The organism is Salisediminibacterium beveridgei, from assembly GCF_001721685.1.
GTDB lineage: Bacteria > Bacillota > Bacilli > Bacillales > Salisediminibacteriaceae > Salisediminibacterium > Salisediminibacterium beveridgei.
The window spans coordinates 1,971,249-1,995,597 of record NZ_CP012502.1; the positions used below are offsets into that span (position 1 = coordinate 1,971,249).

The window sequence follows — 24,349 nt, forward strand, 5'->3', positions numbered from 1 at the left end:
GAAAATACGAGAAAAAACAGACTATCCTATCAGATAGTCTGCCAATATTGGTTGATATTATCAGTTTTTATGCTTCTCTAGTTCTAAAAGAAATTTGTCATTCAGTACTTTTATATATGTCCCTTTCATACCAAGAGATCGCGATTCAATGACACCTGCACTTTCAAGCTTACGAAGAGCATTAACAATTACCGAACGGGTGATTCCAACCCTGTCAGCAACTTTACTGGCAACCAGTAATCCTTCTGTTCCATCAAGTTCTTTAAAAATATGATCTACCGCTTCCAGTTCACTGTAGGATAGTGAGCTGATTGCCATTTGGACGACCGCTTTGCTTCTGGCTTCCTGCTCAATTTCCTCTTGTTTTTCATGAAGGATCTCCATTCCTACTACGGTAGAACCATACTCAGCCAATACGAGATCTTCATCATCAAAAGAATCATCGAGACGCGCAAGGATCAAGGTGCCTAAACGCTGGCCTCCTCCTTGAATCGGTACTATAGTAGTCAGTCCGTTTGCAAACAAATCCCGATTTTCAACTGGAAATGCAGTGAAATCACTATCCACAGGGATATTTGAAGAAGTTTCCTCAATATCAAAGAGATTTTCTGTATATCCTTCGGGGAATTTACGTTGTTCCAGCATTTCTTTCATGCGTTCATTTTCAATCTCCTGTTTGATGGCAAAGCCTAGCAGTTTACCTCTTCTGCTTACAATAAATACATTTGATTCAATCACATCGCGGAGTGTCACAGCCATCTCCTTAAAGTTCACAGCTTGTCCTGCACTCTTTTGCAATAATTCATTAATTTTCCTCGTTTTATCCAATAAATTCATTTGTTGAGCCTCCTATTTATAATATAAATCGACTTAAATCACGGTTCTTTACTATATCCTGAAGTTTTTCTTTTACATAGTCCGGCGTGATCGTAATTTGCGTCATCGTTATCTCAGAAGCCTCAAAAGACAGATCTTCAAGGAGCTTCTCAAGAATCGTATGAAGACGTCTTGCACCAATATTCTCAGTCTGTTCATTCACATCGAATGCGATTTCAGCGACCTCTTTTACCGCATCATCAGTAAATATCAATTCAATGCCTTCGATATTGATCATCGCTTGATATTGTTTGATCAAAGCGTGTTTGGGTTCACTCAATATTTTAACGAAATCATCTACACTCAAGCTGTCAAGCTCCACACGGATGGGGAAACGCCCCTGAAGCTCTGGGATCAGATCTGATGGCTTGGAGACATGAAAGGCCCCTGCAGCAATAAATAACATATGGTCGGTTTTTACCGTTCCGTATTTGGTGGTGACCGTTGAGCCCTCTACAACAGGCAATATATCCCTTTGCACACCTTCGCGGGAGATGTCTGCAGACTGGCCGCCATTTTTACCGGCAACCTTATCCATTTCATCCACGAAAATGATTCCCAATTGTTCGGCTCTTGAAATTGCTTCAGTTTTCACCTCTTCCATATCGATCAGCTTTTGTGCTTCATCTTCAGCCAGGACTTTTCTGGCCTCACGAACAGGTAATTTGCGTTTCTTTTTTTTCTTAGGAAACATGCCTCCGAACATATCCTGCATGTTCATGCCCATTTGTTCCATTCCGGGAATCATATCCATCATTTGATTCTGCTGTTCCTCAACCTCAATGGTCACTTCCCGCTCTTCGAGATCACCTTGCTCCAATTGCTGGGTAATCCGTTTTCTACGCTCGCGGACAGATTCATGTTCTGCCGGTTCCGGTTCAGGTTGTTCTTCTTCTTCCGGACCGTTCTGAAATAACATCTCCAACGGATTGCGATAATTACTCGTTTCTTTTTTGGCCGTCGGCACCAGTAAAGCAATGATTCGTTGATTTGCTTGTTTTTCAGCCTGTTCTTTGACCTTCACTGTTTTTTCTTTTTTTACAATCCGGATCGATACTTCAACCAGATCTCGAATCATGGATTCAACATCGCGTCCAACATAGCCGACCTCTGTAAACTTTGTTGCCTCCACTTTTATGAAAGGGGCACCCACAAGTTTCGCCAACCTTCTCGCAATCTCCGTTTTCCCGACGCCGGTTGGACCGATCATGAGAATGTTCTTGGGTGAGATTTCTTCGCGGATCGCATCATCCAATAGACTTCTTCTGTATCTGTTTCGCAGCGCTACTGCTACCGAGCGTTTTGCCTGCGCCTGACCAATAATGGATTGATCCAGTTGTTCAACGATCTGTGCAGGTGTTAATGATTGACTCATTGTCTATTCGACCTCTCCTTCATTGCTTATTTTCATCGTAAGTCAGCGTTTCCAAAGTTAAATAATCATTTGTGTAGACACACATGTCGGCAGCCGTCAAAAGGCTTTCACGTGCAATCTCTTCTGCAGATAAATCAGCTGCATGCTTTTTCATTGCCCGGCCTGCAGCCAATGCATAGTTTCCACCAGAACCGATCGCTGTAATACCGTCATCTGGTTCAATGACTTCACCAGTACCAGCAATGACATAAAGTTTATTCTGATCCATAACGATCAGCATGGCTTCAAGTTTTCGAAGAACTCTATCCCCCCGCCATTCTTTTGCCAGTTCCACAGCTGCGCGCTGCAATTGTCCATTGTATTCTTCGAGTTTGCTTTCAAATTTTTCATATAGAGAAAATGCATCCGCAACTGAGCCTGCAAAGCCTGCCAGGACTTGATCTCTGTATAATCTGCGGACCTTTACAGCGGAATGCTTCATTACAACAGCCTGCCCTACGGTTACTTGACCGTCCCCGCATATGGCAGCTTGTCCATTATGACGGATTGCAAATATCGTTGTACCTTTAATTTCTGTCATCACTTCAACCTCCTGATTTACCGTTTTGCTCTTGGGTGTGCCTGTCTGTGCACATCCCTCAGCCTGTCACGTGTGACATGCGTATAGATTTGTGTCGCTTTCAAATCCGAATGTCCTAGCAGTTCCTGGACCGTTCTTAAATCGGCCCCCTCATTCAATAAATGCGTGGCAAATGTATGTCTGATCACATGCGGAGACAACTTTGCCGAGAGTGATGCATCATCAACAATATGATTCAGCACTTTTCGTAATCCTCTGTCCGTTAATCTGCCGCCGCGATAATTGATAAACAGCGGGTCGGCATCATGGATTGCACCGAATCGTTCCTCTCTCATGTTTAAGTAACCGGACAGAGCACTGATTGCAAAACTTCCGATTGGAAGGTAACGTTCTTTACGTCCTTTCCCAAAAACAAGCATGGTCGCCAGTTCCATATCTACATCACCGATCGACAGGTTTGTGCATTCTGAAACCCGGATACCCGTAGCGTAAAGGGTTTCAATCAACGCCAGATTGCGGCTGCCGAGCCAGCTCGATGGGTCGATGCCGTCAAAAATCGCCTGGATTTCATTCTCATACAAAAAAGAAGGTAATTTCCGATCTAACTTTGGCGTTGAAACAAACTGAAATGGGTTGCTCTCAACGTAACCATCATATTCGAGGAATCGCCAATAAGCTCGGAGAGATGCCAGTTTACGTGCAACGGATCGACGGGCATAACCCTTGGAATGTAATTTCGACAGATATTTCCGAATCATTCCATGTGTGACACCCGGCACACCTACAGCAGTTTCCTGCTCGTCAATGAAATCTTTAATATCTTCCATGTATTGATGAACCGTCTCAGCAGATACGCCTTTTTCAATGCGCAAATATTGCACAAAAGCATCATAATGAATCATTTCCATTCAGAAGGCTCCTTCTTTGCATAGAGATAACCTTGCATAATGAATGCAAGGGTCAATTAACGCAGTATAAGTTTATGAAAATCCCATGAAAGAATGTTCTGATAACAATTTGAAAGCCACTAAATCGTATCACAACTTAGTGGCTCTTTCAATCAGAATTCCATTCTTTTCATACAATTCTGAATTGTATCCAGTTTCGCATCAAGTACGGTCTTCTTTATATTCACATGACGAACAATTGACCTGCACACCTTTTTTGGATTTTTTTTCAATCAGCATCTCTTGACACTTCGGACACTTCCGTGCGATTGGTTTATCCCATGAAATAAAGTCACATTCCGGATACTGATCACAGCCATAAAAGATTCGCCTTTTTTTACTCTTTCGTTCAACGACCTGTCCTTTTTCACACTTAGGACAACCCACACCTATTTCTTTGACGATCGCTTTTGTATTCCGGCAATTGGGGAAATTGGAACAAGCCATGAATTTCCCATAACGCCCCATTTTATAGACCATTTCATGACCGCATTTCTCACAATCCTCACCAGCAGGCTCGTCTTTGATTTCCACTTCTTTCATTTCCTCTTCTGCAAAACTCAAACGCTTTTCAAAACCTTTATAAAATTCGTCTATGATCCGAACCCATTCTTCACTGCCTTCTTCAACTGCATCCAGTCTCGTTTCCATTTCTGCAGTGAATTCCACATTCAGTATTTCCGGGAAGAATTCCTGTATCATATCAAGTACGATCGTTCCGAGTTCTGTGGGTACAAAGCGTTTATCCTCGAGCGCAACATACCCTCTGCGCTGAATGGTATCGAGCGTCGGGGCATAGGTGGACGGACGACCGATGCCAAGCTCCTCCATTGTTCTTACCAGGCGGGCTTCCGTATATCTTGGAGGCGGCTGAGTGAAGTGCTGATTCGGTTCCACCTTTTCTGATTCAGGTTTATCACCTTCTGTTAAATCCGGAAGAATTTTGTCCTTTTCTTCTTTCCCTTCATCATTACCTTCTACATACACTTTCATAAATCCAAGGAATTTCATTTTTGAACCTGTCGCACGGAACGTGGCTCCGCCGTTATTCAGGTCCACACTCATGGTATCCATAACGGCTGGCGCCATTTGAGAAGCAACCATGCGTTCCCATATCAGTTTATAGAGACGGTATTGATCTCTCGAAAGATAAGGTTTCATCGCTTTCGGATCACGCATTACTCCGGTTGGGCGGACTGCTTCGTGAGCATCCTGCGCCTTTTCGTTTTTCTTCGCATTCTTAGGCTCCAAGTGAAATTCGTTCCCATAATGAATATCAATGTATTCCTTTGCCTCGGCCTTCGCTGTTTCTGAGAGACGGGTTGAATCCGTTCGCATATAAGTAATCAAACCGACAGTTCCCTGTTTACCGAGGTCTACACCTTCGTATAGTTGTTGGGCAAGCATCATGGTCTTTTTCGCTCTGAAATTCAACTTTCTTGCTGCTTCTTGTTGCAAGGAAGATGTAATAAATGGAGAAACCGGGTTTCGCTTCCGCTCTTTTCGACTGATAGCCGATACTTCAAAATCCCCTTTACTCATGCGTTCGAGCACTTGGTCTACATCTTCTTTTGAAGCCAGCTTTTTCTTTTTGCCGTCCAGCTGTTGAAACTTCGCTTCAAAGTCCATACCATCTTTACTCAAATGGGCCGTGATCGACCAGTATTCTTCGGGAACAAATGCAGTGATTTCATTTTCCCGGTCAATAATCATTTTCACTGCAACAGATTGAACCCGTCCTGCACTGAGTCCTTTTTTCACTTTCTTCCATAGTAATGGACTGATGTTATAACCGACCAGTCGGTCCAGTACGCGCCTTGCCTGTTGAGCATCCACCAGGTTTGTGTTGATCTCTCCGGGATGTTTAAAGGAATCCTTAATGGCTTCTTTTGTGATTTCATTAAATACAACCCGGCATTTAGAATCTTTGTCGATATTCAGGCTGTCTGCCAGATGCCATGCGATTGCTTCACCTTCACGGTCCGGGTCAGCTGCCAGATAAATCCGTTTTGCTTTTTTGGCAGCCTGTTTAAGTTCTTTCAGTACTGGTCCCTTCCCACGAATGGTAATGTATTTAGGCTGATAGTTATGTTCAACATCAACACCCATTTGGCTTTTGGGTAAGTCAATCACATGTCCCATGGAAGCTTTTACATTATATTTTTTACCAAGGTATTTCCCTATGGTTTTCGCTTTTGCGGGAGATTCCACGATGACTAGGTAATCGGACATCTCGACGTGCCTCCCTTTCAGAGTTAGATTGTTGTTTGGTTAGGTTCTCACCAAGGGAAGAAAAGTGATTCATCTCCCCAATGGGTGAAATCCTCACTATTATTAAACACACGTCGAGTATTTGTCAAACGCAAGATTTTTGAACAACTGTGATTTTGCCCGTTCAAACCTTAGAGCCTCAGTGATTAGACACTTCCTTATTTTTCTTTTTAAAAGTGAGCTGATCAGGATATTCCAGCAAAATATCTTCTCCAGTCAATATACACTTGGCTCCTTGTTGAATAAGTCGATTTGCCCCTTCGGAGGAAGGATTATCCAATGGACCTGGTATTGCCATCACATCCCTGCTTTCATTCATGGCACAATCTGCTGTAATCAGAGATCCGCTTCTTTTCTTTGCTTCAACGACCAGGACTGCTTGACACAAACCGCTGATAATCCGGTTCCGTTTAGGGAAATGCCATTTTTCCGCTTTCATATACGGTGGGTATTCACTGATCACCAGCTGTTCACTCTGCAATTTTTCATACAGGTTCCTCAATTTCGACGGATATAAGTGGTCGAATCCAAACGCTGTAACAGCAATGGTTGGTGCGTTCATGCTCATTGCTTTTTGGTGTGCCAATGTGTCGACCCCTTCTGCCATGCCACTGACAATCACAATGTCCTCAATGCATACCGGACCAAGAATAAAGTCAACTGCTTTTGAGGCATAGGGAGAAGGCCAACGTGTTCCAACCACACCAAGAAATGAAGGTTTTGCAAGCAATGCATGATTTCCCTTTGTATATAAACATAAAGGAGGATCATAGACTTCTTTTAACAACTTTGGATACAACTCATCCTCCACAGTAATTACATCGATATTCTGCTGCTCCAGTGACGTTTTAATCGCCTTAAACGATACGTTTTTCAGGGCTTTTGAAGCGTTTTGCATCTTTTCTCCACGCTTTGGAAACCGTGATGCCCATTCAACCGTTGACCATTGATAACAAGCCGTTAATTCAGGATCAACTCTCAAAAGTTCACAAAGAAAATCCGAAGCTCCGTACAAGCAATAGTGTAAATGAATTAAGCGTTCTCTGAATGTCTTTGGGACCTGCATAACAATTCCTCCATCCCTCTCATGTGAATTTTTGAACAATTGTTACCGAAAAAAACGAACCCGCCATATCCGGCAGGTTCGCTGGAACTTTTTATGAAACAGGGTGGGTGACACATTTATCATAGAGACCTTTTTCTTTCAAGACCTTAATCAGTGTTTCTCCCATCACTGCTGGTGTATCGGCTACCTGAACGCCTGCAGCGTTCAGTATTTTTATTTTCTCATCAGCAGTTCCTTTTCCTCCTGAAATAATTGCACCAGCATGACCCATACGTTTTCCTGGAGGAGCCGTGCGGCCGCCAATGAAGCCGACAACCGGTTTTGTCATGTTCTCTTTGATCCATTCAGCCGCTTCTTCTTCAGCTGTACCACCGATTTCACCAATCATGATCACAGCTTCAGTGTCCTCGTCTTCATTAAACATTTTCAATACATCTATGAAGTCGGTCCCATTTACCGGGTCCCCACCGATTCCGACAGCCGTGGACTGTCCAATGCCTTCTGTGGAAAGCTGATGAACCGCTTCATATGTCAAAGTACCTGAACGCGACACAACACCTACATGACCTTTTTTATGAATATATCCCGGCATAATACCGATTTTACACTCTTCCGGAGTAATCACACCTGGACAGTTCGGACCAATCAGTCGTGTCTTCTTTCCCTCCATGAAGCGTTTCACTTTAATCATATCCGTAACAGGAATGCCTTCAGTGATCGTAATCACCACGTCTACTCCGGCATCCGTCGCTTCCATAATTGCATCGGCTGCAAACGCAGGTGGAACGTATACAACTGAAGCCGTAGCACCAGTACTTTGAACAGCATCACTGACTGTATCAAAAACCGGTATCCCTTCAATTTCTGTGCCACCTTTCCCTGGTGTCACACCACCGACGATTTTCGTGCCATATTCCATCGCCTGTTTCGTATGGAAAAGCCCTGTCGCACCGGTAATTCCCTGGACAATGACTTTTGTATCTTTGTTAATGAGAATACTCATGTCGAACTCCGCCTTTCTTTACGCTTCTACAAGCGATACGATTTTTTGTGCACCATCAGCCATTGAATCAGCCGCTGTAATATTGAGTCCGGATTCTTTAAGAATCTTTTTACCCAATTCTACATTTGTCCCTTCAAGTCTCACAACAAGCGGTATTTCAAGCCCAACTTCTTTCGTAGCTGCAACGACACCCTCAGCGATAATATCACACTTCATGATGCCACCGAAAATGTTGACATAAATGCCTTTGACATGCGGATCAGACAGGATAATTTTGAACGCTTCCGTAACCTTTTCAGCAGTGGCACCTCCCCCAACGTCAAGGAAATTCGCGGGATCCCCGCTGTAGTGCTTGATGATGTCCATGGTCGCCATGGCAAGTCCTGCACCATTTACCATACAGCCAATATTACCATCGAGCGAGATATAGCTTAAGTCGAATTTCGACGCTTCGATTTCTTTCGGATCTTCTTCATCAAGATCACGGTATTCGACAATATCTTTTTGACGGAACAATGCATTAGCATCGAAATTCAATTTGGCGTCGAGCGCCATCACTTTGCCGTCACCGGTTGTAACCAGCGGATTAATTTCTGCAATAGAACAATCCTTCTCCTCAAACACTTTATAAAGTCCCATCATGAATTTGACGGCTTCTTTCAACATTTCTTTTGGAATGTTGAGATTGAAAGCCAAACGTCTGGCCTGATAAGGCATCAAACCGGTTACCGGATCGATGATCTCCTTGAAAATTTTCTCAGGTGTCTTTTCAGCTACTTCTTCGATTTCTGTACCGCCTTCTTCTGATGCCATCATCGTAATGCGTGACGTGGCACGGTCGACTACGATACCAACATAATATTCATTTTGAATATCACAGCCTTCTTCAATCCAAAGGCGTTTCACTTCTTTTCCTTCAGGGCCTGTCTGGTGCGTCACAAGTACTTTACCAAGAATCTCATCAGCATATGTACGCACTTCATCGAGCGACTTTGCGACTTTCACCCCTCCGGCATTACCCCGTCCGCCGGCGTGAATCTGAGCTTTTACAACACAGATCTTGCTTCCGAGTTCTTCTGCAGCTTTTACAGCTTCATCAACTGAGTAAGCCACTTTTCCATCAGGAACAGCCACTCCATACTTCCTTAGAAGCTCTTTTCCTTGATACTCATGGATATTCATTGCCATCCTCCTTACAAAGTAAAAGATTTTCTTCAGTGGAGCCTGATTTGTGAACTATGTTCACAAATCTTTTTGCACAATAAAAATATTGCGAAATGTTGCAAAACGCATCGACTGAGTCAGTAAGCGCTTCACACAATTTTTATTTTACTATAGATTCCGACGATTTTGTGAATCATTTTGCTTTTTCCTCAATTTTTTCACTTTTCAGTTTTTCTAACGGATTTAAAACCTTTCAATGGCGGCTCTCATTTACGTTTCAACTGCTGGTCCCGATCCACTCTGTAAATAAACGCAAACACTTCAGCCACAACTTCATATAAATCTGCCGGAATTTTTTCGTGAATTTCAAGCTGACCAAGCAATTCAACAAGAGATTCATCTTCTTGAACAGGAATTTGGTTGTCTTTTGCTCTTTGTATTATTTCCTCAGCAATGTAGCCTTTCCCTTTAGCTTTAATCGTCGGAGCACTGTCTTTTAAAGCTTCGTAACCTAATGCGACAGCTCTCTTTTTATGGGTATCGGTTTGCTCATCTGTCATATCCTCACGTCCATTCCCTGGTAACCCTGATCATCATGGTTTCGCCAAAGTGAATCACCGGGCTGCGGTTTAAGATGTGGGGGCAATGAGTCTGTCTCCGGTTGCTGCCATTTCAATGACGATAAATGATAGTCTTTTTCTTTTAATTGTGATTCAAGAAGTGGCTGGAGAAGCTGAAAGGCTTCAGGCTTCTCTATATCATTAAAGACTGTAATCGAAACAACACGTTTTTGAATCTGAACATCGATCACTGTCTCATCCAATTCCGTCAGGTGCAAGTAAAACAGAATCCGACAGTGATTTTCATCGATAGTCCCGTCCGATTTTTTTCGTCCGTCCCACTGCAGTGTCATATCCTGAAATACGTCCCCCATTTTTACAGGAACCTGAAACAAGAGATGCTGCGTTGGTCCTTGCTGATCCATACTCATCAGCTGATATCCTGTCAATCTGGACAAAAGAAATTCGGCTTGCTGCTGCACTGCTTGAGGCAAGGATTGATTTTGTTGTAAAAATTGCATCAATTGGCCTTTCAATGTATCGAGTTGGCGTGCATTCATCTGCTCACCTTTGTCAAACTGCTGAACCATTTGCTGCTCATGCTGAAGACCCATCTGTTGAAGAAACTGCCGAAGCATTGCAACATCCTGTGAACCTGCCATCATAAACTGCTGAGGTCTCCCCTCGGTTACTGCTGCCATCAGCTGCTGCGTGGCAGCTGGTTGTGTATGAAGCCATCGGTCCAGCGAATCTACTGCCATGAGAGGCGTATTCCCTTGCTGATTTCCTTGGCTAGGGTTTTGGCCACCCATTAATAACTGAGTGAGACTTTCCATGGCTCCTGACTGATTCAGTTGAACCTGACCCATTAACATAGTAAACACAGCCTGGCTGCTCATCTGTGATAATGGCATGCCCGCTTGATTCCCACTGAAGAGCTGAGGCCATAGTGTTTGGACCATCGCCTGATTCTCTGGTCTGAGCACCGCTGCCTTAAATTGATCCATCAAGGTTTGTGCCCCTTCTCCTGAGCGGATGACACCCATATCTCTCAGAACAGACAAAGCCTGTTCCTGGAGTTGAGGATTCCCTCCCTGAACCTGTTGAATCAGTCCATGGAATACACCTGCAAGTCTTGGTGTGTCCGTTGGTGACTGTCCGAAAGAAGTCATACCCATAGGGTCACTTCGCTGCAGCATGTTACCGAGCATTTGCTGCAACTGAGCCGCCTGTGGATTCCCGGAAGTCAGCTGCCCCAATTGCTGCATCAGACCTTCTGCCGTTGCTCCAAAAGATTGATTTTGAGCCATAGCTCCCATCGCCTGAAACACGTCCCGGGACATAGGAAGCCCTTGCTGCATCATATTTTGAATAATTGGCATGGACTCTCTTGCCGCCAGTTGGCTTTGCTGCATTAATTCAGCACCTGCAGCCAAATTCGCCCTTGAAAATGGCAAGTTTTGCTGAGAAAGATGCTGAAGTAACCGTTCATGATTTCCCCCTTGAGGCAGACCTAGCTGCCTCAATACCTGCTGAATATTTTGGGGTTGCGCTCCTGACTCTCTGGTCTGGGGAGGAACGTTCTCCAACACCTTCAGCCTTGGGATTCCTTCTCCGCCTGCCTGAACCCGAAACCAATATTGTCTCCCTTTTTCCAACTGCGCTTCTAAATGAGCAGATAACTGCATATTCCCCATTTGTAACTGGGCCAACTGACCTGGATAGAGGTGTGTTATCGTTCCTTGAAAAACTTGTCCAGGTCGCAAATTAACGGATTTTGTGTGTATTGGATCCAATCCCCTGACCAGATTTGACACAACATTTGCCTGGAACATAAGCACTCTCCTCTCTGTTTAACAATCATTCAGACTACGAATGATAGATTCATTTAGTCAGCACGTTCCCTGACAGGTGAAAAACTCATGCGATGTATTTTTGAGGGGCCATAAGTGTCAAGCGCTCTCAAATGCTCTTTCGTTCCATAGCCCATATGGGATTTAAAACCATATTCAGGATACATTTCATCAAATTCCTTCATGAGCTCGTCCCTCGTCACTTTTGCTATCACAGACGCAGCAGCAATTGAAATGGACCTCGCATCTCCTTTAATCAAGTGTTCTTGTGGCAAATCAACCGGAAGCGTCATTGCGTCTACGAGAAGGAAGTCGACAGTGCATTGATCTCTCACTTCCTCCAGTGCGCGCATCATTGCAAGCTTCGAAGCTTCATAAATATTGATCCGGTCAATTTCTTGTGGAGTTGCCTCTCCCTTGCCGATAGCAATCGCTTGTTGTTCAATCAGTTGCGCGTATTCTTTTCGTTTTTTTTCAGAAAGCTTCTTCGAGTCAGTCAGACCTTTGAGAGAAATTAATGAAGGCAAAACCACACAAGCAGCCGTTACAGGGCCGCACAAAGGGCCTCTCCCCACTTCATCAATACCGGCAATCACTTGATAACCAGAACTGCGAGCCTCGTTCTCAAACGATTGCATCGCTTCGTATTCCTGATGCTCTTTCCTTTGACGTTCATATGCTTTCTCCCATTGTTGAATCAACTTTTGAACACCAATACGTTGATCTGTTCGAAGCGCTGACAGTCGTTCATCATCCGGCATCGAGATCACTGCAAGGAGTTCCTTTATTTCAGAGATTGTCATCGTTTTTACCTCTCTAAACTAGAAAATTGAAGAAGCTTCTTACATTTATATCGGTTAAATCAATCCGTCCTGAAGTCCTCTATTCAGCCAAAGAAATCGAAAAACTTCCAGATAGAATTATCCGGAAGTTTTTGGAGGGAATTCCAAAGTGATTCTGCCAAAATGACCGTTCCTGAAATCTCTGAAAATCAATTCTGAAACCCGTTCATAGTCAATTCGGCCACCTGCAATTAAAATACCTCTTTTATGACCGATCTGATCATACAGATCCTCGATTTTCTCAGGAATCGTTTCAAGTTGATACCTTTTCATCAGAAGCGTCTGATAATGCTCTCCTAAAAAACGAAGTAAATAGTCAGCACTTTCATCGTAATCAAAGATTTCCTCTTTAATCGCTCCTGTCAAAGCAAGCATCTGACCCACATTTGGATCTTCAAATTTAGGCCAAAGAATGCCTGGGGTGTCGAGCAGATCCAATTCTTTGTTCAGCTTAATCCATTGCTGCGCCTTCGTGACTCCCGGTTTGTCACCAATTTTTGTGATTCGTTTTCCTGCAAGGCGATTAATCACCGTCGATTTACCGGAATTCGGAATTCCGATAATCAATGCCCGGATCGAACGAGGTCTGATTCCTTTTCTTGCCCATTTCGCAAGTAAAGGTTCAGCCAGTTCTTTAACTTTAACTGGAATTTCACGGATCCCTTTCCCTTTTTGTGCATCAGCGAGAATTACCGCGTCACCTTTTTTTTCGAAATAATCAGCCCATAGGCGGTTGTATTCCGGGTCTGCCAAATCGGCTTTATTCAATATCATTAACCTGGGCTTTGAACTTGTCATTTCATCCACAAGAGGATTTCTTGAAGCCAGGGGTGCCCGCGCATCTGCGACTTCAATCACAACGTCAATCTGTTTTATCTTTTCCTGGACTTGCCGTCTTGCTTTCGCCATGTGTCCGGGATACCATTGTATGGTCATACTTCCACTCCCTGCTTTCCTAATCCACCAGCCTGAATTCCCCGACCGGCCAAAAAACCATATTTGCTTTGCCGATAATTTCATCTTCGTGTACAAGGCCGATATGCCGGCTGTCTTTACTGTGTTGCCGGTTATCACCCATCACAAAAAAGTGATCCTCCGGAACGGTATCATAACCAGTAATGTCCTCAAGAACAAAATCTCCAGTAAAAGGCGGATTTTCAGAAGCTGCCTTGTGATCATCGAGATAAGCTTCATCTACTGGGTTATCATTGACAAAAAGCGTATCTTCTTCATAACGGATTGTATCTCCTGGAATGCCAATCACCCGCTTAATATAATCTTTATTTTGCGGTGCATTGAAAACAATGATGTCAAAACGATCGGGTTCAGAAATATTATAGCCGATTTTGTTTACGATCATCCGGTCATTATGTTCAAGCGTCGGCATCATCGACTGGCCGTCCACAACAATTGGGGCAAAGAAAAAACTGCGAATGACAATAGCCAATATCAAAGCTACCGCTACCGCTTTTACCCATTCCCATGATTCTGATTTTGCCACCGGACATCATTCCTTTTCAAAAACTTTTATACTGATGTTTCTTATGTATTCTATCACATTTTTGGAAAGAAAGCTGTTGTAAAGTATGGCTCTCTGTAAACGGAATGGTCTGAAAAATTGACTGACTGCAAACATCACCTTGCAATAAATCTCCTGAAAAGTGCAAAAAAGGATCTGCACAAAGACAGATCCTTTTCGTACTTTATCTCGCTCTTTCTTTGATTCGTGCTGCTTTTCCACGAAGTGCACGCAGATAGTAAAGCTTCGCACGACGTACCTTACCTTTACGCATAACCTCGATTTTATCGAGTCGCGGTGAGTGTACAGGGAATGTACGCTCGACGCCTACACCGTAAGACACCTTACGAACAGTGAACGTTTCACTGATTCCGGTTCCGCGTCGCTTGATGACAACACCTTCAAATACCTGGATACGTTCGCGTGTTCCCTCGACAACTTTAACGTGGGCCCGGACAGTATCACCGGCACGGAATTGAGGTAAATCCGTTTTCAGTTGCTCTTTCGTCATATCTCTGATTAGTTGTTCCATTCTGTTCGCCTCCTTCCTGCAGACCTTCATGTCAAACCTTTCATGACAGCGGAACATCTTGATCGGGCACTAAAGCCACAAAGATTATCTTATCATAACTTTCCCTCTCCGACAAGCGGGTATAAAGAATTTAAGACGATTCCTTTTCGTTTTTTAAGTTTTGTAAAAAAGACCGCTCTTCATCATCTAATTGAATGTTTTCCAGCATATCCGGTCGTCTCTCCAGCGTACGCCTCAAGGCTTCACGTCTGCGCCAGGTCTCAATGTTTTTATGATGACCTGACAGTAAGATATCCGGCACTGCCATTCCTCTGAATTCAGACGGCCTTGTATAGTGCGGGTGTTCGAGTAAACCGGTACTGTGAGAGTCCGTTACAGCACTGGTCTCATTGCCTAAAGCACCTGGCAACAGCCTCGTAACGCTGTCTGCAATTGCCATCGCACCAATTTCACCACCGGTTAACACATAATCCCCGATGGAAACTTCGTCTGTAACCAGTTCTTGACGGATCCGTTCATCATAACCTTCGTAATGGCCGCACAGCAGGATGAGCTGTTCTTCCCGTGCAAATTCTTCTGCTTTTTGTTGAGTGTAAACTTCACCCTGCGGACAGAGAAGAACGACACGCGGCTCACCTGAAGTGCGATGTTTCAAGTCTTCCACCGCATCGAACATCGGCTGTGGCGTGAGGACCATGCCCCCACCTCCACCGTATGGATAATCGTCCACCCGTTGATGCTTATCCTTGGAATAATCCCTGAAATTCACAACATCAAAAGAAACAATCCCTTTCTCTGCAGCTGAATTTAAAATAGACTGCCCAAAGACACCGGTAAACATCTCGGGAAAAAGGGTCAGAATTGAAATATTCATTCATCCATCAATCCTTCGGGGATCTCAACCGTGACCTGCTTCTCAGATAAATCAACTTTAAGAATAACATTCTCAATATACGGAATCAGGACATCTTTCCCTTTCAGACGTTGAACCACCCATACATCGTTTGCACCAGGTGAGAGGATTTCTTTCACTTTGCCAATATGACCCTGATTGATATCCACAACATCAAGTCCGATAATCTCATGATAATAAAATTCATCTTCAGCCAAATCGTCATCAATGGTATCCGCATCCACTTGAAGCAGATAATCTCTGAGGGGCTCCACTTCATTGACATTTGAATATCCTTCGAATGTCAATAAATCAAACTGTTTGTGCTGACGCCAGGAGACCACCGTAACAACTAAGCGGTGGTCCTGCTCCGGATTGTAAAGAGAGAGTTCATTCCCCTTCTGGTAGCGCTCTTCTTTAAAGTCTGACCGGGAAATAACTCTCACTTCTCCCTGGATCCCGTGGGTATTTACAATCTTCCCCACGTTCAACCACTTAGTCATCTTCAAATCCTCCGGAACGAAGTTCATGAACGACACCATCTTTGATGACGATTTCCGTGCCTTTCATTACTTCATCCCAATTATCACCTTCGGCTACTTGTTCTATCATCTGAATTGTACCTTCGCGAAGCTCAGAGCCCAGATCCAACTCATCGAGCTGCCCCAACTTCAGTTCAAGCTGACGAAGCCGCTCTTTTCGACGCGCAACCTCTTTGTCAAAGCTTGTTTTCAATGACTGCTGATAACTTTGAGAGGAATTCTCTTTCATTTTCTTATGAAGTACAAATTCCAGTTGTTTCAGTTCTTTAGTCAGCTGATACTGGCGTGAAAGGAACTGCTCTTTCAACCGGTCACGACTTTCTTCTGTCAAAATTTGCTTCACAACGACTTTTTTAATAATTTCCATGTTGCACCTCCGCAATTTGATCCTTACCACCGTATATTTTAACATAAATGAACAGATACCGTCCGAATCTAAACGGAAAAAAGGCGAGGAGTTTATCCATCGCCTTTCAGTTATCCGATTTCCAGTTGTACCCGTTTATTCTGGTGGGTACCTGCAGCATTCAACACAGAACGGATCGCTTTTGCGATTCGGCCCTGTTTGCCGATCACCTTACCCATGTCGTCCGGATGCACTTCAAGCCTCAAAGTCAATGAACGGCCGTTCTCTTCCTCAGTAACTTTTACATGATCCGGATTCTCTACAAGTGCCTTGGCAATCGATTCCACGAGTTCTTTCATGTCACTCACCTGCCTGGATTATTTCCACGCAATGAAACGAACATTACTTGTCGTTTTTTGCATTGTGAAGCTTTTCCATTAAACCTGCTTTTGAGAACAGGTTTCTTACGGTGTCGGAAGGCTTTGCACCATCAAGCATCCACTTCAATGCAGACTCTTCGTCCACTTGGAATTCTACTGGATTTTTTAATGGGTTATAAGTTCCGATTTCTTGAATAAAACGACCATCACGTGGTGAACGAGAATCAGCCACAACCACACGATAGAACGGAGATTTCTTCGCTCCTATACGTTTCAAACGAATTTTTACTGCCATGTGTCTCACCTCCAAATATCTTTCGCACAATTACGTATATTATCATAGAACAATCAATTGATCAACCCTAGTAAAGGAAAAAACCTTAACACCATGAAATTTTCTCGATTTTATCTGGTCTATTACATGAAAGGCATCTGAAAACCGCCTTTTTGCTTACCTTTCCCTTTTTGCATCCCTGACATTTGCTTCATCATTTTTTTCATTTCATCAAACTGTTTCAAGAGCCGGTTCACTTCCTGGATCGACCGGCCACTGCCTTTGGAAATACGCTTCTTTCGACTTGCATTGATCACAGATGGATTTTCCCGCTCATATTTTGTCATCGACTTCACGATGGCCTCGATATGAGCCAGTTGTTTATCATCCACCTGAATATTTTTCAAACCTTTCATCTTCCCGGCACCAGGCATCATATTCATAATTTCATCGAGGGGACCCATCTCTTTGACTTGTGCCAGCTGCTCTAAAAAATCATCAAAGGTCAGATCATTGGTGCGCATTTTTCGCTCGAGTTCCTTTGCTTTCTCCTCATCAACGTTCGTCTGTGCTTTCTCGATTAATGAAAGCATATCGCCCATTCCGAGGATTCGAGAGGCCATTCTTTCTGGATGAAACGGTTCGAGCTGGTCGATTTTCTCACCCATCCCGGCAAATTTAATCGGCGTATCCGTTACCGCTTTAACTGAAATTGCAGCACCACCACGCGTGTCACCATCGAGTTTGGTGAGCACAACACCAGTCAGATCCAGCTGTTCATTAAAGTTCTCGGCGACGTTGACAGCATCCTGTCCGGTCATGGCATCAACAACGAGCAGTATTTCGTCAGGCTTCACTTCATTTTTGATCTGTGTAAGCTCATTCATCAAATCTTCGTCTACATGCAAGCGACCGGCTGTATCAATCAGCACATAATCCAGATGTTCTTCCTTTGCTTTTTCAACTGCTTTTTTTGCAATTTCGACAGGACTGACCTGATCGCCTAACGAAAAGACTGGCATATCAAGCTGCTTTCCCAGCGTCTCCAGCTGTTGAATGGCTGCCGGGCGATAGATATCTGCAGCGACAAGTAATGGTTTTCGGTTATGCTGCTTCCGGAGATGGTTCGCAAGTTTTCCTGTGGTAGTGGTTTTACCCGCACCTTGAAGACCAACCATCATCACAACGGTTGGTGGTTTACTTGCCGTATTTAATTTACTCTGTTCTCCGCCCATCAAACTGGTCAATTCCTCGTTCACCACTTTGATGACTTGCTGTCCCGGTGTCAGGCTGTCCATTACATCCTGTCCGACAGCACGTTCTTTCACATTGGCGACGAACTTTTTTACAACTTTAAAATTCACATCGGCTTCCAGAAGTGCCAGCCGCACTTCCCGCATCATTTCTTTGACGTCTTGTTCGTTGACCTTCCCTTTTCCTTTCATTTTCTTAATACTTGACTGTAAGCGCTCGGCTAATCCTTCAAATGCCATCTAGACGCCCCCTATTCCAATTTCTCCAATGCCTCTATTAGCGGCATCAGTTCTTGCGGTCTTCCGTTATTCTGCACAAGTTGTTTTAGTTCTTTCAGCAATAACTGTTTCTTTTCGAATCGGTCGAACAGTCGAAGCTTCGTTTCATATTGTTCCACCATCGCTTCTGTTCGCCGGATATTATCATAGACAGCCTGCCTGCTGACATCGAAATAGTCTGCAATCTCACCAAGAGACCAATCATCCAGGTAATATAAGGACATGTATTGATTTTGTTTTGTTGTTAACAATTCCTGGTAAAAATCAAACAGATAATTCATCCGGACGGTCTTATCAATCATGCTCACACCGCCTTGTTAAGGTAAATTGCTTTACAAGATTCAATGATACAAGAGGGCTTATCATGTGTCAACCTCAGTAGTTTTCGCCTTCAGCGGCATGCTCAGCTTCTTCCAGAACATCCGAAAATAAACCGTGAACATATTGCTCCGCCTGAAACTCATGGAGATCATCCAGTCCTTCTCCCAGGCCAACCAATTTTACAGGTATATTCAGTTCATTACGGATTGCCAAAACGATACCGCCTTTGGCCGTACCGTCCAGTTTCGTAAGAACGATACCGCTTACTTTCGTTGCTTCTCCAAATGCCTTTGCCTGACTCATGGCATTTTGTCCCGTTGTTGCATCGAGAACAAGCAAAACCTCGTGAGGAGCTGTCGGAACTTCCCTCGACAAAACACGCTTCACTTTTTCCAGTTCATTCATCAGATTGACTTTGTTTTGAAGTCTTCCGGCAGTGTCACATAAGAGAACATCTGCTTTTTTCGATTTGGCAGACTGAATGGCGTCGTACATAACCGCAGCAGGATCCGAACCTGCCTGCTGCTTTATGACTTCAACACCTGCCCGTTGCCCCCATACTTCAAGTTGTTCAATGGCACCTGCGCGGAATGTATCTCCGGCAGCCATCAGGACATTCTTCCCCTCTTGTTTAAACTGATGCGCCAATTTTCCGATTGATGTGGTTTTACCCACACCGTTTACGCCGACAAAAAGAATGACCGTTAATTCTCCTTCTTCCTGCATATTCAATTTACTTTCCTGCTCAGATTTCTGCAGCATCTCAGCCAGCTTTTCAGATATCACGGGCCGAAGATCTTCGGCGTGCAGAATGTTTCGCGTTCGCGCTTCATCTTTTAATTCTTCAACAAGCTCCATGACCGTATACACACCAATATCTGCACTGATCAGAATTTCTTCCAGTTCTTCAAAGAAATCCTCATCAATTTCACGGAAGTCTTTTACAAGATCATTCATGGCACCAACAAAAGAATTTCTTGTTTTACTAAGTCCATCTTTAAACTTATCTGTTACCGAATCTGTTTGTGTGGCAATTCTATCCTTCAGTTTTTTAAAGAAACTCATAAGCTACCTCCTGGTTCATTGCACGCCCGCAAATTTTTCTGATTCTTCAAGTTTGACCGAAACAAGACTCGAAACACCTGATTCCTCCATCGTGACACCGTATAATACATCTGCCTCCTCCATCGTACCCTTTCGATGGGTGACAACAATAAACTGTGTATCCTGACTGAAATCCTTCAGGTAATTTGCAAACCGGACGACATTCGCCTCATCAAGTGCCGCTTCCACTTCATCGAGCACACAGAATGGGACAGGTCTGACTTGCAAGATGGAAAAGAGTAAAGCAATTGCCGTCAAAGCCCGTTCACCACCGGATAAAAGGGCTAAATGCTGCAATTTTTTTCCTGGTGGCTGCGCGACGATATCTACACCGGTGGTCAAAAGATCGTCTGGATTCGTCAATTCGAGAGATGCACGACCGCCACCAAACAATTGTTGGAATACATCTTGAAAGCAATGTTGAATCTGATAAAAGGTTTCACTGAAGCGACGGGTCATTTCCGTATCCATTTCATGGATCACACTGTGCAATGTCTGTTTCGCATTCTCCAAATCTTCTTTTTGTTCAAAGAGAAAACCGTGGCGCTCTTTAACCCGCTCAAATTCTTCAATGGCTCCCGTATTGACATGACCAAGCTCATCGATGGAGAGTCTTAACAATTTCACTTTCTCCTTCGCTTTCGATAAATCAAGGGTTAATGTATAACGCTCTTTTGCCAATTCAAAAGAGATTTCATACTGCTCTTGAAGATAATTCAGTTTCGTATCCAAGTTCACGTCCAGCCGATTGGATTTGACTTCAAGTTCCTGCTCCATACGCCTTGTGTATTGAAGCTGCTGATTAATACCTTTCAATTCCCCATCTTTGCTGTCAAGATCACTTTCTTTTTCCAAGCGTTGTTTACGAAGCTTTTGAATCGTTTCAGTCGCTTCATCTTTTTTTCGTTTCCAGGTTTCCAATGTTTCAGTAACATTTGCCGTCGTTCCGTTTTTCAGTGAACGCTCTTGTTCTTCCATCGCTTCTGTTTTTGTTTCCTTTGACTGCTCAAGTTCCTGCAGTTCAGCCGACAGTCTCTCTTCTGTCTCCAGAATAAACCGCAGTTGTTCTTTAGCAGAGGCCAATTGAATTTTTAAATCGTTTCGGGATTCATTCAGTTTCTTTTCCTGCTGCTGTTTATCAGAAAGGGAAACAGACAGTTCATCGATCTCAACTTTAGTCTGTTCCGCTTTTAGATCAGCTTCTTTTATTCCACTCGTCAGTTCGGATATACGCTCCTCGGTTTGAACAAGTTCATCCTGATAATCAGTGGCAGACATTTCTGCTGCATCGAATTTATCCTGAAGAGTATCTCTTTGCCATTTTTTCTCTTTTAAATCATTTTCACTTTTACGTTCCTCACTCCGGCGACTTTCACCTTTTTGTCTTTCATTTTCCTTCTTTTCCTGAAGGTTATGAACTTCTTTTTGCTGCTGTTCAAGTCTTTGAAACTTTTCAGCAATTTGCCGTTCTTCCTTTGCCACCTGTTCGATAAGTGTTGCCAGCTCAGCCTTACGCGAAAGGATCTGCCCGGATTTTTGTTGCATACTTCCACCGGTCATGGCACCCCCGGGGCTGACGACATCCCCTTCGAGGGTGACGAATCGAAACCTGTGTTTGAGAATAGAAGCAGCCTTTTGAGCCTGATGCAGCGTTTCTGTAAACAACACGTTTCCTAATTGATGCTCGATCACGGGCCGCAACCGTTCTTCCACCTGAATATGGGCACTGGCCTGCCCTAAGACCCCAGGGATTTCACTGACACGACCCAGATCATACGCACTGATTGACTTTTCTTTGACCGTGTCCAAAGGCAGAAAGGTCGCCCTGCCTTTACCATTCTTTTTCAAATATGCGATGGCTTCCCTTCCATGATCAGCAGTTTCGGTAATCACGTTCTGCTGTCCTGCGCCCAGTGCAGTGTCGACTGCTGTCTTCAAAGATGAATCAAAGGAAATTACTTCAGCTACAGCCCCGACAATCCCGGGAAATTGATCATCTCTTTGCTTGAGCATTTCTTTAACACCGTGAAAAAAACCTGCATATTCTTCTTCCATATCCTTTAAAACATCGCGCCGGGAACGCTTTTGTTGCAGTTCTTTTTCCTTTTTCTGGAGCTGTTCTTCTTCCTGTTTCAACTGAGACAGCATTCGTTGTTCTTTTTCGTGCAACATCCGGTAGTCATCAAGACAATCCTGCGTTTTTTGTTTGGCAGATTCAAAAGCATCAGTCAAGCAGTGAACTTCTTCAATCGCCTCGTTCAGCTCTTCTTGAATATGAGCGACTTCTTCTTTTTTACGTTGAATTTGACTGCGAAGCCGTTCAGCTTGGTTGTTCAGATGTTTTTGATCGTTCTCTTTTGCAGCTCTGCGATTCAGCCACTCCATATAGTCAGATTTTAATTCTTCAAGTTGTTCTTCTGTGGATTCGGACAGCGTGAACAATGATACTTCAATATCCTTCAAGCGATCTTCCAAAGCAGCGACTTGTTCTTGTTGTTCTTCTTTGTCTTTTATGCTGCGCTGAAGTTCTTCGTTCGTCTGATGAAGTTGACGATTCAGCTCCTTCATCTCCGCTTCAAATTGATTTTTCCGTTCTGAGAAGTGCTTCAATCGTTCTTCATACAATTGCTTTTGACCTTCTGATTTTTCAAGCTCTTCAGTCGCCTTTAAAAGATCCTCCTGCCACGTCTGTATCTCTTCATCAAGCCTGGCAAGTTCTTTTCGCACGTTTTCGGTTTCCTGCTCAATCCGGTATTGATCAATTTCATGCTGTCGCCTGATGTCTTCAGCCTGTTCAAGGTCCTGCTTTAACGTATGCCATTGTCCGTGTAACTCCTCGATCTCTTTGACAAGAACCCCTGCTTCAATCGTGGATAATTCTTCAGACATACTCAAATATTCGTTGGCGATTGAGGCCTGTTCTTCAAGGGGTTGAATCTGCTGTTCGAGTTCATGAATAATATCTCTTACACGGGATAGATTGTCTTCAGTTTCTGTCAGTTTTTTTTCAGAGGCCTGCTTTCTGAATTTATATTTCAGGACACCAGCCGCTTCTTCAAAAATCATACGCCGTTCCTCTGCCTTACTGCTTAGAATCTCTTCCACGCGCCCCTGACCAATGATGGAAAAGGCTTCTTTACCAAGGCCGGAATCCATGAAAAGATCTGTGATATCTTTCAATCTGCACGGCTGCCGATTCAACAAATATTCGCTGTCCCCGGACCGGTACAACCTGCGCGTCACTACAACCTCACTGTAATCCACAGGCACGTGCTGGTCCTCATTGTCCAAAACGAGACTGATCTCCGCCATGTTCAATGCTTTTCGCCGATCACTCCCCGAAAAGATTACATCTTCCATTTTCGCTCCCCGTAGGTTTTTTGCGGACTGTTCACCAAGAACCCAGCGTATTGCGTCGGAGATATTACTTTTTCCACTACCGTTTGGGCCTACTACTGCCGTTACACCCGGAACAAAATCAATTCCCAGCTTCTCAGCAAAAGATTTAAAGCCTGTCAGTTCCAATCGTTTCAGGTACACGTTTTTCACCTCATTCATGTTGCATTAACCCTGTAATTTTATCATACTTTCAACTTTGATTTAAGATGATTCCGTCAAGCTTATGCATGTTTTGCTTTTCATGGTACACTGTTACTGTACGATCAACATGAATACAATAATAAAGGGGAGATCCTCAGATGAGTGAACATGATCCAAGACGTGATGATTTAAGTCATATGATTGAAGAAATTAAGCGAAAACTGCATGTGGTGAATGGAGCTGCTATAAAAGCTGAAAGTTTTTCACTGAATAAATATGATGATATCGAAGAAATTTACGACATGGTGATGAGTAAAGACAGCTTCAGTGTCAGTGAATTGAATGCAATCGTTTCTGAGCTGGGTCAAATGCGGGACCGTCAGCCTGAATAATCAAACAGGAGGTTGATGTCGGTGAGCGAATTAACCAATCAGACAGTCAAGGCGCTATACAAAACCGGATCTTATTATGGACGGGTGATTGAGGATCATCCGACGAAGCAAACGGTACTAGTAGAGATACTCGCCGTTGAAAAACATCCGGTGCAGGGTGACCTGCACCACCCGAAGGAAGTCAATGTTCCGTTGTTTCATGAGCGAAAGGCATTGAGTTTTCGCGAGAAGGCCAACATGCCACGCCACACGGTTAAACCATTTGACAGCGAGATTCCTGAATACAATGAATCATTGAAGCATTCACTTGAAACAATGAAAACTGAACTGAAGAATGAAGACACGGATTGGTCGTTTCATGCCTTGAAAGCCCTTGAAGCTGTTGAAAAAGACTACCCCATAGCATAATACGAAAATCCGAACCCAACAGGTTCGGAT

The 24,349-nt window shown here is 43.8% G+C and carries 26 protein-coding genes; 3 read left to right on the plus strand and 23 right to left on the minus strand.

The annotated features are described in order from the left end of the window. Nucleotides 1–60: 60 nt before the first annotated feature. The 10 genes from codY to BBEV_RS09225 form a co-directional block, all read right to left on the minus strand. Entirely contained in the window at nt 61–837 is a 777-nt protein-coding gene (codY, locus tag BBEV_RS09180) for a GTP-sensing pleiotropic transcriptional regulator CodY (protein ID WP_069365202.1), read from the minus strand. A 16-nt stretch (nt 838–853) separates the two neighbouring features. Next, nucleotides 854–2,251, minus strand: coding sequence for an ATP-dependent protease ATPase subunit HslU (gene hslU / locus BBEV_RS09185; RefSeq protein ID WP_069365203.1), 1,398 nt, complete (start codon nt 2,249–2,251; stop codon nt 854–856). Nucleotides 2,252–2,270: 19 nt separating this feature from the next. Continuing rightward, nucleotides 2,271–2,831 (minus strand): ATP-dependent protease subunit HslV, encoded by a 561-nt coding sequence (gene hslV / locus BBEV_RS09190; protein WP_069365204.1) that lies wholly within the window; start codon nt 2,829–2,831, stop codon nt 2,271–2,273. Nucleotides 2,832–2,848: 17 nt separating this feature from the next. Next, on the minus strand, nt 2,849–3,739 hold the full coding sequence (xerA, locus tag BBEV_RS09195; protein ID WP_069365205.1) for a site-specific tyrosine recombinase/integron integrase: 891 nt from the start codon (nt 3,737–3,739) through the stop codon (nt 2,849–2,851). A gap of 201 nt (nt 3,740–3,940) precedes the next feature. After that, nucleotides 3,941–6,010, minus strand: a complete 2,070-nt coding sequence (topA, locus tag BBEV_RS09200) for a type I DNA topoisomerase (RefSeq protein WP_069365206.1) — start codon at nt 6,008–6,010, stop codon at nt 3,941–3,943. 178 nt (nt 6,011–6,188) lie between these two features. Then, the gene (gene dprA, locus BBEV_RS09205) at nt 6,189–7,115 is read right to left on the minus strand and encodes a DNA-processing protein DprA (protein WP_069365207.1); all 927 of its coding nucleotides are present in this window, start codon (nt 7,113–7,115) and stop codon (nt 6,189–6,191) included. A gap of 91 nt (nt 7,116–7,206) precedes the next feature. Next, nucleotides 7,207–8,118: a succinate--CoA ligase subunit alpha gene (gene sucD, locus BBEV_RS09210; protein WP_069365208.1), complete on the minus strand. Its 912-nt coding sequence runs from the start codon at nt 8,116–8,118 to the stop codon at nt 7,207–7,209. Between the two features lie 18 nt (nt 8,119–8,136). After that, nucleotides 8,137–9,300: an ADP-forming succinate--CoA ligase subunit beta gene (gene sucC / locus BBEV_RS09215; protein ID WP_069365209.1), complete on the minus strand. Its 1,164-nt coding sequence runs from the start codon at nt 9,298–9,300 to the stop codon at nt 8,137–8,139. Nucleotides 9,301–9,548: 248 nt separating this feature from the next. Then, nucleotides 9,549–9,842, minus strand: a complete 294-nt coding sequence (locus BBEV_RS09220; protein WP_069365210.1) for an EscU/YscU/HrcU family type III secretion system export apparatus switch protein — start codon at nt 9,840–9,842, stop codon at nt 9,549–9,551. After that, nucleotides 9,839–11,257, minus strand: coding sequence for a hypothetical protein (locus BBEV_RS09225; RefSeq protein ID WP_198154974.1), 1,419 nt, complete (start codon nt 11,255–11,257; stop codon nt 9,839–9,841). The genes BBEV_RS09220 and BBEV_RS09225 overlap by 4 nt, the downstream gene beginning before the upstream one ends. A 29-nt stretch (nt 11,258–11,286) precedes the next feature. On the opposite strand from BBEV_RS09225, the gene BBEV_RS17610 reads away from it, so the two are divergent. After that, nucleotides 11,287–11,613, plus strand: a complete 327-nt coding sequence (locus BBEV_RS17610; RefSeq protein ID WP_198154975.1) for a hypothetical protein — start codon at nt 11,287–11,289, stop codon at nt 11,611–11,613. A 117-nt stretch (nt 11,614–11,730) separates the two neighbouring features. Here the strand turns inward: BBEV_RS17610 and BBEV_RS09230 are convergent, their stop codons facing one another. The 13 genes from BBEV_RS09230 to smc form a co-directional block, all read right to left on the minus strand. Beyond that, nucleotides 11,731–12,498 carry a ribonuclease HII gene (locus BBEV_RS09230; RefSeq protein ID WP_069365212.1) on the minus strand — a complete coding sequence of 256 codons (768 nt, stop codon included), beginning with the start codon at nt 12,496–12,498 and terminating at the stop codon, nt 11,731–11,733. Nucleotides 12,499–12,615: 117 nt separating this feature from the next. Next, nucleotides 12,616–13,473 carry a ribosome biogenesis GTPase YlqF gene (ylqF, locus tag BBEV_RS09235; protein ID WP_069365213.1) on the minus strand — a complete coding sequence of 286 codons (858 nt, stop codon included), beginning with the start codon at nt 13,471–13,473 and terminating at the stop codon, nt 12,616–12,618. A gap of 19 nt (nt 13,474–13,492) precedes the next feature. Next, nucleotides 13,493–14,038: a signal peptidase I gene (gene lepB / locus BBEV_RS09240; RefSeq protein WP_069365214.1), complete on the minus strand. Its 546-nt coding sequence runs from the start codon at nt 14,036–14,038 to the stop codon at nt 13,493–13,495. 202 nt (nt 14,039–14,240) lie between these two features. Beyond that, nucleotides 14,241–14,588: a 50S ribosomal protein L19 gene (gene rplS / locus BBEV_RS09245; protein WP_069365215.1), complete on the minus strand. Its 348-nt coding sequence runs from the start codon at nt 14,586–14,588 to the stop codon at nt 14,241–14,243. A 130-nt stretch (nt 14,589–14,718) separates the two neighbouring features. Further along, entirely contained in the window at nt 14,719–15,462 is a 744-nt protein-coding gene (trmD, locus tag BBEV_RS09250) for a tRNA (guanosine(37)-N1)-methyltransferase TrmD (protein ID WP_069365216.1), read from the minus strand. Beyond that, nucleotides 15,459–15,983 (minus strand): ribosome maturation factor RimM, encoded by a 525-nt coding sequence (gene rimM / locus BBEV_RS09255; RefSeq protein ID WP_069365217.1) that lies wholly within the window; start codon nt 15,981–15,983, stop codon nt 15,459–15,461. Before rimM ends, trmD begins: the two co-directional genes overlap by 4 nt. Beyond that, nucleotides 15,976–16,389: a YlqD family protein gene (locus BBEV_RS09260; RefSeq protein WP_069365218.1), complete on the minus strand. Its 414-nt coding sequence runs from the start codon at nt 16,387–16,389 to the stop codon at nt 15,976–15,978. The genes rimM and BBEV_RS09260 overlap by 8 nt, the downstream gene beginning before the upstream one ends. A gap of 110 nt (nt 16,390–16,499) precedes the next feature. Then, nucleotides 16,500–16,727 carry a KH domain-containing protein gene (locus BBEV_RS09265; RefSeq protein WP_069365219.1) on the minus strand — a complete coding sequence of 76 codons (228 nt, stop codon included), beginning with the start codon at nt 16,725–16,727 and terminating at the stop codon, nt 16,500–16,502. A 43-nt stretch (nt 16,728–16,770) separates the two neighbouring features. Next, entirely contained in the window at nt 16,771–17,043 is a 273-nt protein-coding gene (gene rpsP, locus BBEV_RS09270) for a 30S ribosomal protein S16 (RefSeq protein WP_069365220.1), read from the minus strand. 122 nt (nt 17,044–17,165) lie between these two features. Then, nucleotides 17,166–18,515, minus strand: a complete 1,350-nt coding sequence (ffh, locus tag BBEV_RS09275) for a signal recognition particle protein (RefSeq protein WP_069365221.1) — start codon at nt 18,513–18,515, stop codon at nt 17,166–17,168. An 11-nt stretch (nt 18,516–18,526) separates the two neighbouring features. Beyond that, nucleotides 18,527–18,856 (minus strand): putative DNA-binding protein, encoded by a 330-nt coding sequence (locus tag BBEV_RS09280; RefSeq protein ID WP_069365222.1) that lies wholly within the window; start codon nt 18,854–18,856, stop codon nt 18,527–18,529. A gap of 73 nt (nt 18,857–18,929) precedes the next feature. Continuing rightward, nucleotides 18,930–19,940 (minus strand): signal recognition particle-docking protein FtsY, encoded by a 1,011-nt coding sequence (ftsY, locus tag BBEV_RS09285; RefSeq protein ID WP_069365223.1) that lies wholly within the window; start codon nt 19,938–19,940, stop codon nt 18,930–18,932. Between the two features lie 15 nt (nt 19,941–19,955). Continuing rightward, nucleotides 19,956–23,537, minus strand: coding sequence for a chromosome segregation protein SMC (gene smc, locus BBEV_RS09290; protein WP_232318147.1), 3,582 nt, complete (start codon nt 23,535–23,537; stop codon nt 19,956–19,958). 140 nt (nt 23,538–23,677) lie between these two features. Between smc and BBEV_RS09295 the strand changes: the two genes are divergently transcribed. After that, on the plus strand, nt 23,678–23,911 hold the full coding sequence (locus tag BBEV_RS09295) for a DUF1128 domain-containing protein (protein ID WP_069365224.1): 234 nt from the start codon (nt 23,678–23,680) through the stop codon (nt 23,909–23,911). A 21-nt stretch (nt 23,912–23,932) separates the two neighbouring features. Further along, entirely contained in the window at nt 23,933–24,319 is a 387-nt protein-coding gene (locus BBEV_RS09300; protein WP_069365225.1) for a kinase-associated lipoprotein KapB, read from the plus strand. Nucleotides 24,320–24,349 lie beyond the last annotated feature (30 nt).

What these genes read in the sequence shown, in the direction of transcription:
- trmD (WP_069365216.1), bottom strand. Translation starts at nt 15,462, where the DNA reads ATGAATATTTCAATTCTGACCCTTTTTCCCGAGATGTTTACCGGTGTC.
- BBEV_RS09265 (WP_069365219.1), bottom strand. Translation starts at nt 16,727, where the DNA reads ATGAAAGAACTCGTGGAATCGATTGCCAAGGCACTTGTAGAGAATCCG.
- sucC (WP_069365209.1), bottom strand. Translation starts at nt 9,300, where the DNA reads ATGAATATCCATGAGTATCAAGGAAAAGAGCTTCTAAGGAAGTATGGA.
- ffh (WP_069365221.1), bottom strand. Translation starts at nt 18,515, where the DNA reads ATGGCATTTGAAGGATTAGCCGAGCGCTTACAGTCAAGTATTAAGAAA.
- BBEV_RS09225 (WP_198154974.1), bottom strand. Translation starts at nt 11,257, where the DNA reads ATGCAGCAAAGCCAACTGGCGGCAAGAGAGTCCATGCCAATTATTCAA.
- dprA (WP_069365207.1), bottom strand. Translation starts at nt 7,115, where the DNA reads ATGCAGGTCCCAAAGACATTCAGAGAACGCTTAATTCATTTACACTAT.
- BBEV_RS09260 (WP_069365218.1), bottom strand. Translation starts at nt 16,389, where the DNA reads ATGGAAATTATTAAAAAAGTCGTTGTGAAGCAAATTTTGACAGAAGAA.
- ylqF (WP_069365213.1), bottom strand. Translation starts at nt 13,473, where the DNA reads ATGACCATACAATGGTATCCCGGACACATGGCGAAAGCAAGACGGCAA.
- BBEV_RS09280 (WP_069365222.1), bottom strand. Translation starts at nt 18,856, where the DNA reads ATGATTGATAAGACCGTCCGGATGAATTATCTGTTTGATTTTTACCAG.
- topA (WP_069365206.1), bottom strand. Translation starts at nt 6,010, where the DNA reads ATGTCCGATTACCTAGTCATCGTGGAATCTCCCGCAAAAGCGAAAACC.
- rpsP (WP_069365220.1), bottom strand. Translation starts at nt 17,043, where the DNA reads ATGGCAGTAAAAATTCGTTTGAAACGTATAGGAGCGAAGAAATCTCCG.
- ftsY (WP_069365223.1), bottom strand. Translation starts at nt 19,940, where the DNA reads ATGAGTTTCTTTAAAAAACTGAAGGATAGAATTGCCACACAAACAGAT.
- codY (WP_069365202.1), bottom strand. Translation starts at nt 837, where the DNA reads ATGAATTTATTGGATAAAACGAGGAAAATTAATGAATTATTGCAAAAG.
- smc (WP_232318147.1), bottom strand. Translation starts at nt 23,537, where the DNA reads ATGAATGAGGTGAAAAACGTGTACCTGAAACGATTGGAACTGACAGGC.
- BBEV_RS09220 (WP_069365210.1), bottom strand. Translation starts at nt 9,842, where the DNA reads ATGACAGATGAGCAAACCGATACCCATAAAAAGAGAGCTGTCGCATTA.
- hslU (WP_069365203.1), bottom strand. Translation starts at nt 2,251, where the DNA reads ATGAGTCAATCATTAACACCTGCACAGATCGTTGAACAACTGGATCAA.
- rimM (WP_069365217.1), bottom strand. Translation starts at nt 15,983, where the DNA reads ATGACTAAGTGGTTGAACGTGGGGAAGATTGTAAATACCCACGGGATC.
- BBEV_RS09295 (WP_069365224.1), top strand. Translation starts at nt 23,678, where the DNA reads ATGAGTGAACATGATCCAAGACGTGATGATTTAAGTCATATGATTGAA.
- rplS (WP_069365215.1), bottom strand. Translation starts at nt 14,588, where the DNA reads ATGGAACAACTAATCAGAGATATGACGAAAGAGCAACTGAAAACGGAT.
- hslV (WP_069365204.1), bottom strand. Translation starts at nt 2,831, where the DNA reads ATGACAGAAATTAAAGGTACAACGATATTTGCAATCCGTCATAATGGA.
- BBEV_RS09230 (WP_069365212.1), bottom strand. Translation starts at nt 12,498, where the DNA reads ATGACAATCTCTGAAATAAAGGAACTCCTTGCAGTGATCTCGATGCCG.
- sucD (WP_069365208.1), bottom strand. Translation starts at nt 8,118, where the DNA reads ATGAGTATTCTCATTAACAAAGATACAAAAGTCATTGTCCAGGGAATT.
- xerA (WP_069365205.1), bottom strand. Translation starts at nt 3,739, where the DNA reads ATGGAAATGATTCATTATGATGCTTTTGTGCAATATTTGCGCATTGAA.